Below are 13,528 nucleotides of genomic sequence, written 5' to 3' on the forward strand. Positions count from 1 at the left end.
TTTTAGAAGTGAAAAATCGTAAACATAACTCTCAAGCCCGTTATCGTTGGTTAGTAAAGCCACTACTAAGTCATGCATATCGTCCGTGGCTGATTAATAACCAATCATTAACCGCTAGGCTACAGCAGCGTTACTCAGACTTTTATGTCGTGCCGTTAGCCGTTAACTTTCTCAAGCCTATCCGTGACGAAGCGGCACCACTCAATTTATCGGCAGATAAAATCGTATTGGTTCGCGATGTATTATTGTATGGTGGACAAAGTCCTATGGTGTTTGCACATAGCATCCTGCCCAGAAAAAGCTTGCGTGGTGTGTGGCATGATCTAGGTAAGTTAGGCAATAAGCCGCTTGGCGCAACTTTATTTGCTAATCCCAAAGTAAAGCGCACAGCGTTAAGTTATAAGAAACTATCGCCAAATCATGTGCTATATCAGCATGCAATTCAACATTTGGCAGATAAGCCAGCAAGCCTGTGGGCGCGACGCTCGGTGTTCAGTCTGAACTGCGCTACTATTATGGTCACTGAAGTTTTTCTTCCCAATATCATTTGCTCATGAATACACCCAACATCGTCAAAAAGATAAACAGTTATGAACGCCTGATGCGTTTAGATAAGCCAATTGGCATTTTGCTGTTACTTTGGCCTACGTTATGGGCGTTGTTGATTGCCAGCGCGGGTAAGCCTGATTGGATTATCGTATTGATATTTGTCACTGGTACTGTATTAATGCGTAGCGCTGGCTGTGTGATGAACGATATTGCAGATAGTCAATATGATGGCTTGGTTGAGCGCACTAAAAATCGCCCATTACCCAATAAAGAAGTGACTAAGAAAGAGGCGTATGGCTTAGCGTTAGGGTTAAGTATTGCCGCATTTGGATTGGTCTGCTTATTGAACACGTTAACGATACAGTTATCTGTGCTGGCATTGTTCTTAGCACTGACCTACCCACTAACGAAGCGGTTTTTTGTGATGCCACAAGCTTATTTGGGCGTCGCTTTTGGTTTTGGCATCCCGATGGCATTTGCTGCGATTGGTAATAGTGTGCCTATCGTTGCGTGGTTACTTTTGTTAGCTAATGTGTTTTGGGCGATTGCATACGACACTGAATATGCAATGGTGGATAGGGAAGATGATCTGAAAATAGGGATTAAATCTTCCGCCATCACTTTTGGGCGCTTTGATGTTGTCGCCATTATGCTGTGCTATGGCGCTACGTTGCTGTTACTTGGCATTGTGGGCTATCAATTAAAGCTATCGTTCGCTTATTACACTGGTTTGGCTCTTGCCGGCGCTGTTGCGGTTTATCACTTTTATCTCATTAGAGACCGTATGAGGACAAAATGCTTCCAAGCGTTTTTGGGTAATAATTGGTTTGGTCTGTTTGTATTCTACGGGCTGCTGGCACATTACTTAATCAACGCTTATTGAAGCCTAGCGCGAACAATAATTGCTGGCGTCGGCGTTGTTAAGAGTCTAACTTTGGTAAATCCCATTCAATAATGTTGGAGTCCTTGCCGTTTTTAGGTGTTGGCTTATCCTTAATTTTTGTTGCCGTGCTATCTTCAGACGTAGTTTCTTCAGGATAGACATTCAATGGGAAGTGTAGCTCCTCTGTCGTCTCATGAGGCTCTGCACTCTTCTCTAGAAGTGGTTGGCTCATGTCTTGGGTAGGCTGCGGGCTGTTTGCATCATCGTTCAAGGTTGGCACTTCAACTTCAATGTGGTCATCAAAATCTACCAGCATATCTACATCATAGGATGGCACTTTTTGAAAAGCAGAATTCTCAAACTGCGAATTAGCCTCTTCTTTAGTCAGCTTATTTGGCTTCACCTGCTCAGGCGTATCAAGGAAAGACGCAACGGTGAAGTCTTCATCTGTGATTGCACTATTGTTTGGTTTTTCTGTGGTTTCAGTTGGTAAAGCTTGTTCAAGTAATAAGTCGTCGCCAAAAGCCGCTTCATTAAATGCTAAGTTATCTAAATTGGTACGGGCTGGGCTATCGTCATTAGGTGTTGTTGAAGCAGTTCGGTATAGCGTGCGTTGACTAGTAGAAACGCCAGTGTTTAGCAACTCAGCGATTCTTTTGAGGAAGAATAACTCCTCAAAATTGTTTGCCGAGAACCCTTCAGCCGGTTGTGCATATTGGTCGTAAATCAAATCATTTAAGAACTTAACCGCAAACGGTGAGCCCCAAACGCCTTCGAGTCTGGCAACGATATTTGAAAAGTCTTCAATCGAAGAGTGGTCTTCATTTTTAGCTTCAGAGTAGCTTGGTACCCTGATGTTAAAGTATTTATTGGCATCAGCCGTGGCAGTTTCATATTCAGTTTCTGAGCCTTCAGCTGCAATCAGTGACAGTAACTTAAGCCAAATCTTTGGAGACTCCATCGGAAAGTCATTCAAGTGATTCTGCAATAACTGAATCGCCAGTAATGGGCGTTCATGCTCTATAAAAACATCCGCATTGTCAATGATGCTGTCATGATCATCGTTTACATGCTCAGTAAATGATAGTGTGCCGGTTTTGGTGGGCTCTACTTTACCATGGCCACCATCCGCTTGCTCATCAAGAAACGATGCTGAGAAGCTGTTATTCCTAGTAGGTTTGTTATCAGCGGCTGGGGTCGTGACAGAGAATGCCGGTTCATCGTCACCGTCGTCTGTATCCTCGGTATCAAGCCAGTTTAGCTCCTGTTTAATTAAGCGTCTGGCAATAAAAGTGCGGCGTAGCCACTCAAGTGCAGCTATCAGTATAGCGCCACCAGCTACGATGAGAAGGTAATCTAGCCAGCTGAATTGTTTACTCTCTAACTCTTTTTTAGCAAGTATTGCTTCATTTCTTAATTGGCTGTTTTGCGCTTGCAGGCTGACAATCTGTTTCTCTAAGTGTGTTAGTCGGTTTGTCATGACGGTTACTTCATCCATCATTTCAGCATTATCAACAGCTGCAATAGGGGGGGCACGGTTTAAGTCAATTTGCGTCTCAAATTTGAGGCCTAGATTTGCTTGTCCGCCCAATGTGTCTGGTGTCTGGCTGCCACCAGAAATGCTTAGGTATGGTTTGCTTGAGGTGCTCGGTTTGATGGGAGTTACACGATCACTATTGTCCGTCGCAGGTGTTGCGGATGCTGCTGGTGTTTGCTTGGCAGAACTCTGCTGTTTGCCTACATAGGCTTCCATTATTTTTTGATCAGCAATGTTTGCATTCGCATTAGTAGATAAGTTTGATTGACGTTTTTTTGATTTCCGCTTTACTTTGGTCTGCGGTTTGCTCGTCGTATTGTTAGCAGAGACGGCCTCTGTCGTGTGATTAGTAGTGCTGAGAGTGTTGGTTTTGTGGCTGGCGTCAGGCGACTGATTGTTAATATCGTCCGCTTGGTTGGTGGTGCTTGTGGTGTTGGGCATGTCACCGCGGTGAGCTGCTGGGTCTAGTAATAAAACGTAATCACGGTTGAGCTGAGGTTCGCAATTGTATGAAACACGTAACCCTAAAATCGGTTCAGTAATCACTGTTTGTGTTGTAATAGTGAGTTGGTAGCCGTCTTTATATGGCGTTAATGTTGAAAATGCTTTTCTAAAAGCAGGTGTTTCATTTGTGTCAGTAATCGTAAAGCAATTAGAATCTGGTGATTTTTCGACGTCAGTGACATTTAATTTAACAATCAGAGACTCACCCAAATATGATTTAAGCGTAGCGTCCCCAAAGCTGAGTGCAAAGCTCGCATTGGCGTAGAAGGCTAAAATAAGGGGTATAAATAGTCTCAAAATATGTTTGTTTTCAAATTGTTATACTAAATTTTGATTGCATTGTTAATCTGGTCTGTTAGAATCTTGTTCTTGCTTGCTTATATGGTAAAACCATTGTGAATCAATGCTACTTTACCATAAATGAAAAGCACAATTCATGCCAGTAGGTATTGGTATGAATAACAAATAAATATATGGATGTTATTTGTTTGATATAGTGCTTAAAGTATATGGTTACAAGTTGGTAATAAACTTAAAAATATTAAGTGAACAGTATAATACTGTTTGACAAAACATATTTCTTTAGCATAAAATCCGCCTCTTAATTTTTTTAGCTCACAGTATTGGTAACACAATGAAAACCTTTTCAGCAAAATCACACGAAGTGAAGCGCGATTGGTTTGTGGTTGATGCCACAGACCTAGTGCTAGGCCGTCTAGCTAGCGCAGTTGCACACCGTTTACGCGGCAAACATAAAACAATTTATACGCCTCACGTTGATACAGGTGATTATATAGTTGTTATTAATGCCGACAAATTAAAAGTAACTGGTAATAAAGCAGATGGTAAGCTTTACCATCGCCACTCTGGTTACCCAGGCGGTATCAGCACAACAACATTCTCTAAAATGCAAGATCGTTTCCCAGGTCGCGCTTTAGAAAAAGCGGTTAAAGGCATGTTGCCTAAAGGTCCTTTAGGCTATGCAATGATCAAAAAAATGAAGGTTTATGCAGGTAGTGAGCATGACCACGCGGCACAACAACCGCAACCATTGACCATCTAAGGATAAAAAATGATCGGTAAATACAATTATGGTACGGGCCGCCGCAAAAGTTCTGTAGCGCGCGTATTCTTAAAATCAGGTAAAGGCAACATCATTGTTAATGACAAGCCAGTTGATGAGTACTTCTCACGCGTGACATCACGCATGATTTTGCGTCAACCTTTAGAGTTAACAAACAACACAGCTAGCTTCGACATCATGGTTAACGTAATCGGTGGCGGTGAGTCTGGTCAAGCTGGTGCGGTTCGTCACGGTATTACACGTGCTTTGATCGATTTTGATGCTACATTGAAAAGTGCATTGTCACATGCTGGTTTCGTAACACGTGATGCACGTGAAGTTGAGCGTAAAAAAGTTGGTCTACGCAAAGCGCGTCGTCGTAAACAATTCTCTAAACGCTAATACGTTAAACGCTATTTGGCGGTTGGATTTGAAAAAGGTCGCTTTGGCGGCCTTTTTTATTGGATGAAAAAGATAGAGCGCTTATAATCAGAACACTTGGTAAATTAATTAAAGAAAATGGCATCTAAGAAAATTAAAATCGGTATTGTAGGCGGCACTGGATACACGGGGGTTGAGTTGTTGCGCCTACTGGCAATGCACCCACACGCAGAGTTGACGGTGATTACCTCACGTGGCGAAGCTGGGCTACCAGTTGCTGATATGTTTCCTAGTTTACGCGGCTATGTTGATTTAGCATTTTCTGATCCTGCTACCGCAAACTTAAGCGCATGTGATGTGGTGTTCTTTGCGACACCACATGGGGTTGCGATGAGTCAGGCGCAGGCGCTGTTGGATGCTAACGTTAAAGTCATTGATCTTGCAGCAGATTTTCGTTTGCAAGATACGGGTGTTTTTGAAAAGTGGTACAAAATGCCACATAGCTGTCCAGATGTTTTACGTGACGCTGTTTACGGCATACCAGAGCTTTATCGTGAAAATATTAAGTCAGCTAAGGTTATTGGTAACCCTGGATGCTATCCAACGACAGTGTTGCTAGGGTTAGCACCGTTGCTGGAGCAAGGCTATATTGATTTTTCAGCACCGATTGTCGCTGATGCTAAGTCAGGGGTTTCTGGCGCAGGTAGAAAAGCTGAAGTGGCTACGCTGTTTGCGGAAGCCAGTGATAGTATGAAAGCATATGGTGTGGCTGGGCACCGTCATCACCCAGAGATTCATGCGCAACTGACACAATTAGCGAATGCAGATGTTCAGTTTATTTTTGTGCCGCATTTGATACCAATGATACGTGGCATGCTTTCAACAATTTACGTTAAACTGACTGATGTTGCTAACACTGTAGATTTGCAAGCCTTGTATGAGCAACGTTATCAACATGAGCGTTTTGTAGATGTGATGCCAGCAGGTGCTTTGCCAGAAACGCGCTCAGTACGTGGTTCCAACCAATTACGTATTGCATTGCATAAACAGCAAACGACGGGTTACTTAACCTTAGTGGTGGTACAGGATAATTTGGTAAAAGGAGCTGCTGGGCAGGCTGTGCAAAATATGAATATCATGTTTGATTTTGATGAGCGCAGCGGTTTAGAAGTTTTACCGTTGCTGCCTTGATCAAATGAAGCCAGTTCGCCGTAGAATACGTCGTCACTTTGGATTAACTGCTAAACAAGTTGCAGTGAGGTCTAAGCGCCCGTGGTATTTTCAGCTAGGTGCTACGTTTCTATTTATGGGTGTCGGCTATTTAATTGCTTATTGGCAGTTTGCGACTGGCAGCGAGAGTTTACGGCAGACTGTGCTTGATAATCAGGCTTTAAATACAAAGGTGATCCAAGTAGAACGGCAGTTACAAATTGAACAGGCAGCACAGAGTGTTTTAACTAAAGAGCTGCGTGAGGTTCAAGATGAAAATATTCATATTAAAGAGGATTTAGCTTTTTATAAAAATATGATGAACGGTAAAAGATAATAGCTATTATCTTTATATTGTTGTCCCATGAGTAGTTGTGGTCTGTAAGTAAGCTACCAAAGTTTAGAGGATTTAAGATGTTTTTTAAAAAAAGTAATCGCGTTCAAAATACGATAGACACTTTGATTGGCGTGGGTACACGTGTTGAAGGCAACATTCATTTTTCAGGCGGTTTGCGCATTGATGGTACAGTCATCGGTGCTGTTGCTGAACCTAATGACCAGCCAAGTACACTAATACTTAGTGAGCTAGGTCGCATAGAGGGGGCAATCACTGCTTCAAAAGTGGTGATTAACGGTGCTGTGATTGGCCCAGTGAAGGCTGCACAATTTATAGAGCTGCAAACTAAAGCGCGTGTGACGGGCGATGTTTATTACAATACCCTTGAGATGCATACAGGCGCGGTGATAGAGGGAAAGTTAGTTTATTTGGACGATAAAGCAGAATAAAGTAAAGCTTATAGGCATTTACTATTGAAATTCATTGCATTAGGTCGCATATTAGTAAAAAGATATTTAATTGAAATTTTAGGAGTACACCATGAGTACAGTTGCAGAAGTTCAGGAATTAGACATTCCTTCACCTTTAGTATTTACCGATAATGCGGCTAAAAAGGTAAAAGAGTTAATTGAAGAAGAAGGTTCGCCAGATCTTAAGTTACGTGTTTTTGTGAGCGGCGGCGGTTGTTCAGGTTTTCAATACGGCTTTACGTTTGAAGAAGAAGTGAACGACGATGATACGCAGGTGCAAAAAGACAGCGTGACATTGTTAATTGATCCGATGAGCTTACAGTATTTGATGGGCGCAGAGATTGATTACCAAGATAGCTTACAGGGCTCACAATTCGTGATTCGTAACCCAAATGCGCAAACTACTTGCGGTTGTGGCTCATCTTTTTCTGCTTAAGATTCAGTTAAACGCAAATTTACACGCTCGTGTTAACTTGGATGCTTGGAGATATAAGCATCCGGCTAATCGAGCGTGTTTGCTTATCTAAAGCACTAAAGCCTTATTTACAGTAAGCAAAGTGATGCTATTTTTCGTTCGTAGTGTAAGTATGAAGCGTAAGTAAAATCTGTGCTGAATAATATCAGCCTCATAGCAATATATAATAATTAAGCATTATCATTGATGCTAAGAGCATCTCAATCCCACCAACTTTGGTTCTTCAGGTATGAGAATTTAATCGCGCATGATATTTTTGATTGATCATTTGCAATGATTGAAAGTGCATACTTGCCAACCTTGTTGCCCTTAGCGCTTTTTGTTGCATTTTCTGGGGTCGCTCTTCCGTTAATTGTTGAACAGCACGGGAGAAAATCAACCGCTATTGCCGCTGGTGCTGTCATGGCAATATGTCTAGGATTACTTGCGCCACTTTTTCCTATCGCAATGAGTGGGCAGTCCGTCATTGCCCATTTTGATTGGCTACCGAATGTTGGCCTGAACCTCTCATTCCGCCTTGATGGCTTGGGCATGCTATTCTCCATGCTAATCCTAGGTATTGGCATGTTAGTCGTTTTGTATGCCCACTATTATTTACCGAGTGATGACAAGTTAGGACGCTTTTACGCATTATTGCTGCTGTTTATGTCAGCAATGTTAGGCATCGTACTTTCAGAAAACCTACTCATGATGGTGGTGTTTTGGGAAGTGACCAGCCTTTCATCTTTTCTATTGATTGCTTATAAATCTGCATCACATGAATCTAGAATTGCTGCGCGGATGGCGTTGGTGGTTACCGGTGTAGGTGGATTGGCCTTGTTTGCTGGCGTTTTGCTTCTAGGCAAAGTTGCCGGTAGCTATGAGCTGACAGATGTCATTGTAGCGGTAGCCCAAATAAAATCAGACCCGTTATACCCCACGATTCTTACCTTGGTGTTACTAGGTGCCTTTACTAAATCGGCACAATTTCCATTTCAGTTTTGGTTGCCAAATGCAATGGTAGCCCCTACGCCTGTTTCTGCCTATCTACACTCGGCGACGATGGTTAAAGCTGGCGTATTCTTACTCGCACGATTTTACCCTGTACTCTCAGGTACTGATGCTTGGTTATTTAGCGTGAGTACAGTCGGTGGCATTACGCTGGTTTACGGTGCTTATCTGGCGATGTATCGTAATGACTTTAAAGGTTTATTGGCTTACTCAACGATTAGTCATCTTGGTTTAATTACCTTGCTCTTTGGATTAAGTACACCGATGTCAGTGGTTGCAGCGGTGTTCCATATTATCAATCACGCAATATTTAAAGCATCGCTGTTTATGGCTGCCGGCATTATTGACCATGAATGTGGCTCTCGGGACATGCGGCGTGTTAATGGTTTGTTTAAGCTGATGCCGATTACGGCAACGTTAGCGATGCTCGCAGCTGGCTCTATGGCCGGCGTGCCATTACTGAATGGATTTTTAAGCAAAGAGATGTTCTTCACTGAGTCTATCGTGTTTCATGGGTTTGGAGGCTCACCTTGGATTTTGCCAATATTTGCCACCATCGCTGGTGTTTTAGCGGTCGCCTATTCAGCACGTTTTATTCATGATGTGTTCTTCAATGGTCAGCCTGTTGATTTGCCCCGCCAGCCTCATGAGCCTCCACGCTGGATGCGTGTGCCGATGGAAATACTGGTTGTATTATGTTTGCTTGTCGGTATCTTTCCTGCTTGGTCTGTAGGTGCTTTGCTGGCCGCTGCCGCCGGAGCTAGCTTGCAATCAGCCTTGCCAGTTTACGATTTAAAAATTTGGCATGGATTTAACCTCGCATTCCTGATGAGTCTGATAGCATTAGCTGGTGGTGTTGGTCTATATATGATGCGCAGTACCTTGGTACATTGGAATAACCAACTACCAACGCTTAGTAGCCGTATGCTTTTTGAGCGAGCCTATCAAGGGTTAGCAGCATATGCAGAAAATATTATGTTAACAATTGATAATGGATCATTGCAGCGCTACATCGCGGTGTTCTTTGTATTTGTATTGGTTTATGGCAGTTGGGCATTTATTAGCGGTGGTCGTCTAGACAATACAGTATCTACCATGCCATTAGATATTGCCAGTGTAATCGCCTTATCTGCATTAGTATTGGGAGCGCTAGGTGCAACATTTATGCACCATCGTCGTTTGTTAAGCATTATTCTGATTGGTGTCGTGGGCTTGGTCGTGGTCTTGGTTTTTGTGCGTTTCTCTGCCCCAGATTTAGCATTGACTCAACTTTCAATAGAGGTCGTCACCACGGTGCTGATGCTGCTTGCGCTGCATTATTTGCCGCAATCTACACCGAGAGAGTCATCTCGTATCCGTGTAGGTAGAGATGTCCTGCTGGCTTTGGCGATTGGTTTGGGGATGGCGTTTGTAAGTTTTGAGCTGTTGACCAGTTCGTTTAGTACAATTTCTGACTTCTATCTTCAGCAGTCAGTCCCGGGCGGTGGTGGAAGTAATGTGGTGAATGTCATCCTCGTCGATTTCCGCGGTTTTGATACATTGGGTGAGATTACGGTGCTGGCAATGGCGGCGCTAGGTACGCATGCTTTGTTAAATCAATTGCGTCTGTTACAGCCAATGCATGATAGTGCTGGCCGTTTATGGGCAGCCGATGCGCATCCTTTATTTTTGAAAATGTTAATGCGTCCATTATTGCCGTTAGCATTAGCGGTAGCCGTTTATCTCTTTTTGAGAGGGCACCATATGCCTGGCGGCGGTTTTGTCGCTGGCCTAGTCACCGGCGTTGCATTGATTTTGCAATCTTTGGCTGGCGGTTTTTCATTCGCAGAAGATAGGTTGCCGAAATCATACTCACCTATCTTAGGGCTTGGGCTGGCGTTGGCTGCAGGCGTGGGCTTGCTAAGCTGGTTTTTTGTTCGCCCTTTTCTTACCAGTGCGCATGGGCATATTGAAATCCCACTGGTTGGCGACATAGCGTTAGCCTCAGTGATTATTTTTGATTTGGGTGTTTATTTGGTCGTCGTGGCGACGGTTCTGTTGATACTGACTGAGTTGGGGCGAATAAATGTTCGAGGGGGGAGCGTCTGATGGAGGCGATATTGGCTAGCGCAATAGGCTTACTGTTCGGCTGCGGCGTTTATCTCATGTTACGCGCACGTACGTTTCCGGTTATTCTTGGCCTGACACTCATTTCTTACGCCGTTAATTTATTTCTTTTTGCCAGCGGCAGGCTGGTGATGAATGCACCGCCAATCATCCGTGCTGATATCACGCGTTATACCGATCCGATACCTCAGGCATTGGTATTGACTGCGATTGTGATTGGCTTCGGCATGACGGCCTACATTGTGACACTGGCGTTGCGCGGATTGTCCGAGTCAGGCGATGATCATATCGACATGATAGAAAAAACAGTTGATTCCTTACCTAGCCATATACAAAAACATCAGCCATGAATCACAGCCCAATTTTACCTATATTAGTGCCATTCATCGCTAGCATCGTGCTATTGGTGATGAGCGCCTGTAAGCTCAGCTGGCAGCGGAGCGTGGGCGCATTGGCAGCTATGCTATTGTTGGCAGTTTCCGTTAATTTGTTACTGCTTGCAGACCAACCTGCGCCGCTTGTTTATGCATTGGGTGACTGGCCGGCGCCTTTTGGGATTGTGCTGGTGGCCGATAGGTTGGCTGCTTTGGCAGTCACCACCACGGCAGTGCTTTCTGCAGCAGTATTACTTTATGCGAGTGCTGGTTTTGATGGCAAAGGACGGCATTTCCATGCGGTGTTTCAATTGCAGTTGGTTGGCATTAATGGTGCATTCTTAACGGGCGATGTTTTCAACCTGTTTGTTTTTTTTGAGGTCATGTTGCTTGCCTCTTATATTCTATTGGCACATGGTAGTGGTCTAAATAAAAGTCGTGCGGGCTTTGCTTATGTCACGCTCAATCTAGCAGGCTCTGCGGTTTTTTTAGTAGCACTAGGGTTGATTTATGGCACACTAGGTACGCTGAATCTAGCTGATATTGCGATGCAGCTTAAAACTGTACCTGCGACAGAAGCCTCGCTGGTTAGGCTTGCTGGTGCATTGTTGATGACGGTGTTTTTGCTTAAAGCGGCGGTGTTGCCACTTTCCTTTTGGCTGCCTCATGCCTACGGTGCGGCAGGTGTGCCAGTCGCTGCTCTGTTTGCGATGATGACTAAAGTTGGTGTTGTCGCTATTCTGCATGTGCAGATGATCGCCTTTAATGCCGCACCAGTGATGCATGGCTTGCTAGATGGCTGGTTAATTGTCGCGGCATTAGCAACGATAGCATTTGCTACATTAGGCGTATTAAGTGCAAAAAGCCTACAGTCCTTGGTTGCGTGGCTTATATTGGGTTCTGCAGGACTATTGTTGATTGCGCCGTCTTTAAATGATGAGGTGGTAACGGCTGCAGGCCTTTACTACTTAGTGCAGTCAGCTGTTGTCGGCGCAGCATTCTTTATGATGGCTGGGCTGATTAGTAATGCGCGTGGTCGAGTTGGCGACACATTTGTTGCTACAGGGTGGGTATCTGACAATAAGCTCAAGCTTGGGTATTTCATACTTGCTGCAACAGTGGCTGGCTTGCCACCATTTTCAGGATTCATTGGCAAACTCATGGTACTTTTTGCCGTGAAGGAAGGCTCAATGATGCCGGCAATATGGGCGGTGGTACTGGTAGCAAGCCTCATCACAACAGTCGCGCTGGCTAAAGCCGGTAGTCGTTTGTTTTGGGAAATGCCAAATGACATGGCACTTACCCCGCAAGTAGTGTCACCCCAAAATAGCATGTGTCAGTATGCGGCGACTTTTGGTTTAATTGCCGTATCCTTGCTGTTAGTTATCTTTGCGCGACCTTTGTCTGATTTTACGCAACGAGCAGCAGAGCAATTGCATATGCCAGAACACTACATTAAGGCAGTCATTCCTCACCATGCTGATATTCAAAGAGGAGCCAGGCCATGAGTCGCTTGTTGCCGCATCCAGCACTATCAGTGATGATATTTATGGTATGGATTGCACTCAATAACGCTTCTTCTAGCGCACATTTTATTTTGGCGCTCATTTTAGCCATTATCCTGCCAGTATTAACACAGCGATTTTGGCCAGAGCGTTCAGAGACAATAAAGTTATTACCTGCTATCCATCTTTTTGGCATAGTACTTTGGGATATTTTGATTGCCAGTATTGATGTGGCAAAATTGGTACTTGGTCCGCTAGATAGAATCAAACCGGCCTTCGTAGAGGTTCCGTTAGATATGCAGGATCCGTTTGTTGGCACTTTGCTCGCCAGCATTGTCTCGTTAACACCAGGGACAGTTTCGATTGATATTGACCGTTCGCGTTGGGTGCTACAATTACATGCGCTTAATGTAGAGGATGCCGATGCTTTGATTCAGTCCATTAAGTCGCGCTATGAGCAGCCGTTAAAGGAGATATTCTCATGCTAAATACCGTGATACCCATCGCATTTTTGATGATTGGATTAGCGATGATGCTTAGCTTGTATCGCATGGTAATTGGGCCAGATATGACGGACCGTGTGCTTGCGTTAGATACGCTATACATTAATACCATTGCACTGCTAGTGCTGATTGGTATCTACATGAATAATAGTGCTTACTTTGAGTCCGCGCTGCTGATAGCTATCATGGGCTTTGTGGGGACGGTGGCTTTTTCCAAATACATGTTACGTGGGAACATCATCGAATGAGTATTTGGGTGGAGTGCCTTATTTCATTTCTGATCTTGGTCGGAGCCAGCTTTACCTTGCTAGGGTCAATTGGCTTGGCGAGGTTGCCAGATTTTTTTATGCGTGTGCATGGGCCAACTAAAACCACTACGCTAGGTGTAGGCACGATGGTCGTGGCATCGGCTATCTATTTTAGTGTGACAGGTGATGGCATTAGCTTGCGTGAAATAATCGCCACGGTATTTCTATTTATTACTGCGCCAGTAAGTGCGCACTTGCTCACAAAAGCAGCACTGCATGTCGCAGGCAAGTAGGGTTAAGTTGTTAGGGAGATGGTGCCGGAGTGTCAAACTAGATTGGTGGTTAAACACTTAACCTAGATTAGCGCTAATGGAGGTAATCTCTGAATCAAGAA

At 44.1% G+C, this 13,528-nt stretch carries 15 protein-coding genes; 14 read left to right on the plus strand and 1 reads right to left on the minus strand.

The features are described 5' to 3' along the window. Positions 1–8 precede the first annotated feature (8 nt). Both FG24_RS04865 and ubiA read left to right on the plus strand, forming a co-directional pair. Positions 9–557: a chorismate--pyruvate lyase family protein gene (locus FG24_RS04865; protein WP_088178451.1), complete on the plus strand. Its 549-nt coding sequence runs from the start codon at positions 9–11 to the stop codon at positions 555–557. Continuing rightward, entirely contained in the window at positions 554–1,432 is an 879-nt protein-coding gene (gene ubiA / locus FG24_RS04870) for a 4-hydroxybenzoate octaprenyltransferase (protein WP_036301656.1), read from the plus strand. The genes FG24_RS04865 and ubiA overlap by 4 nt, the downstream gene beginning before the upstream one ends. Positions 1,433–1,469: 37 nt before the next feature. Here ubiA and FG24_RS04875 read toward each other — a convergent pair whose 3' ends face one another. After that, complete coding sequence (locus FG24_RS04875; RefSeq protein ID WP_036301658.1) at positions 1,470–3,770, minus strand: type IV pilus assembly protein FimV; 2,301 nt, start codon at positions 3,768–3,770, stop codon at positions 1,470–1,472. A 337-nt stretch (positions 3,771–4,107) separates the two neighbouring features. On the opposite strand from FG24_RS04875, the gene rplM reads away from it, so the two are divergent. The 12 genes from rplM to FG24_RS04935 all read left to right on the plus strand — a co-directional run bounded on the left by rplM (position 4,108) and on the right by FG24_RS04935 (position 13,427). Continuing rightward, positions 4,108–4,536, plus strand: coding sequence for a 50S ribosomal protein L13 (gene rplM, locus FG24_RS04880; protein WP_036301660.1), 429 nt, complete (start codon positions 4,108–4,110; stop codon positions 4,534–4,536). 9 nt (positions 4,537–4,545) lie between these two features. Further along, a complete protein-coding gene (gene rpsI, locus FG24_RS04885; RefSeq protein WP_019896537.1) occupies positions 4,546–4,938 on the plus strand; it encodes a 30S ribosomal protein S9 in 393 nt (130 codons plus the stop codon). 117 nt (positions 4,939–5,055) lie between these two features. Then, positions 5,056–6,108 (plus strand): N-acetyl-gamma-glutamyl-phosphate reductase, encoded by a 1,053-nt coding sequence (gene argC / locus FG24_RS04890; protein WP_036301662.1) that lies wholly within the window; start codon positions 5,056–5,058, stop codon positions 6,106–6,108. 4 nt (positions 6,109–6,112) lie between these two features. After that, positions 6,113–6,463, plus strand: coding sequence for a DUF6776 family protein (locus tag FG24_RS04895; RefSeq protein ID WP_036301664.1), 351 nt, complete (start codon positions 6,113–6,115; stop codon positions 6,461–6,463). 77 nt (positions 6,464–6,540) lie between these two features. Then, on the plus strand, positions 6,541–6,912 hold the full coding sequence (locus FG24_RS04900) for a bactofilin family protein (RefSeq protein ID WP_019896534.1): 372 nt from the start codon (positions 6,541–6,543) through the stop codon (positions 6,910–6,912). Between the two features lie 91 nt (positions 6,913–7,003). Next, positions 7,004–7,369, plus strand: coding sequence for an iron-sulfur cluster insertion protein ErpA (gene erpA, locus FG24_RS04905; RefSeq protein WP_019896533.1), 366 nt, complete (start codon positions 7,004–7,006; stop codon positions 7,367–7,369). A 312-nt stretch (positions 7,370–7,681) separates the two neighbouring features. Then, positions 7,682–10,486, plus strand: a complete 2,805-nt coding sequence (locus FG24_RS04910; protein WP_088178452.1) for a monovalent cation/H+ antiporter subunit A — start codon at positions 7,682–7,684, stop codon at positions 10,484–10,486. After that, positions 10,486–10,854: a Na+/H+ antiporter subunit C gene (locus tag FG24_RS04915; RefSeq protein ID WP_036301666.1), complete on the plus strand. Its 369-nt coding sequence runs from the start codon at positions 10,486–10,488 to the stop codon at positions 10,852–10,854. Before FG24_RS04910 ends, FG24_RS04915 begins: the two co-directional genes overlap by 1 nt. Continuing rightward, the gene (locus tag FG24_RS04920) at positions 10,851–12,386 is read left to right on the plus strand and encodes a monovalent cation/H+ antiporter subunit D (RefSeq protein ID WP_036301668.1); all 1,536 of its coding nucleotides are present in this window, start codon (positions 10,851–10,853) and stop codon (positions 12,384–12,386) included. The genes FG24_RS04915 and FG24_RS04920 overlap by 4 nt, the downstream gene beginning before the upstream one ends. Continuing rightward, on the plus strand, positions 12,383–12,871 hold the full coding sequence (locus tag FG24_RS04925) for a Na+/H+ antiporter subunit E (RefSeq protein ID WP_036301670.1): 489 nt from the start codon (positions 12,383–12,385) through the stop codon (positions 12,869–12,871). Before FG24_RS04920 ends, FG24_RS04925 begins: the two co-directional genes overlap by 4 nt. After that, complete coding sequence (locus FG24_RS04930) at positions 12,865–13,134, plus strand: K+/H+ antiporter subunit F (protein WP_036301672.1); 270 nt, start codon at positions 12,865–12,867, stop codon at positions 13,132–13,134. Before FG24_RS04925 ends, FG24_RS04930 begins: the two co-directional genes overlap by 7 nt. Further along, positions 13,131–13,427, plus strand: a complete 297-nt coding sequence (locus FG24_RS04935) for a Na+/H+ antiporter subunit G (protein ID WP_036301674.1) — start codon at positions 13,131–13,133, stop codon at positions 13,425–13,427. The genes FG24_RS04930 and FG24_RS04935 overlap by 4 nt, the downstream gene beginning before the upstream one ends. The last annotated feature ends 101 nt before the right edge of the window (positions 13,428–13,528 follow it).

It is taken from the genome of Methylotenera sp. L2L1 (assembly GCF_000744605.1).
GTDB lineage: Bacteria > Pseudomonadota > Gammaproteobacteria > Burkholderiales > Methylophilaceae > Methylotenera.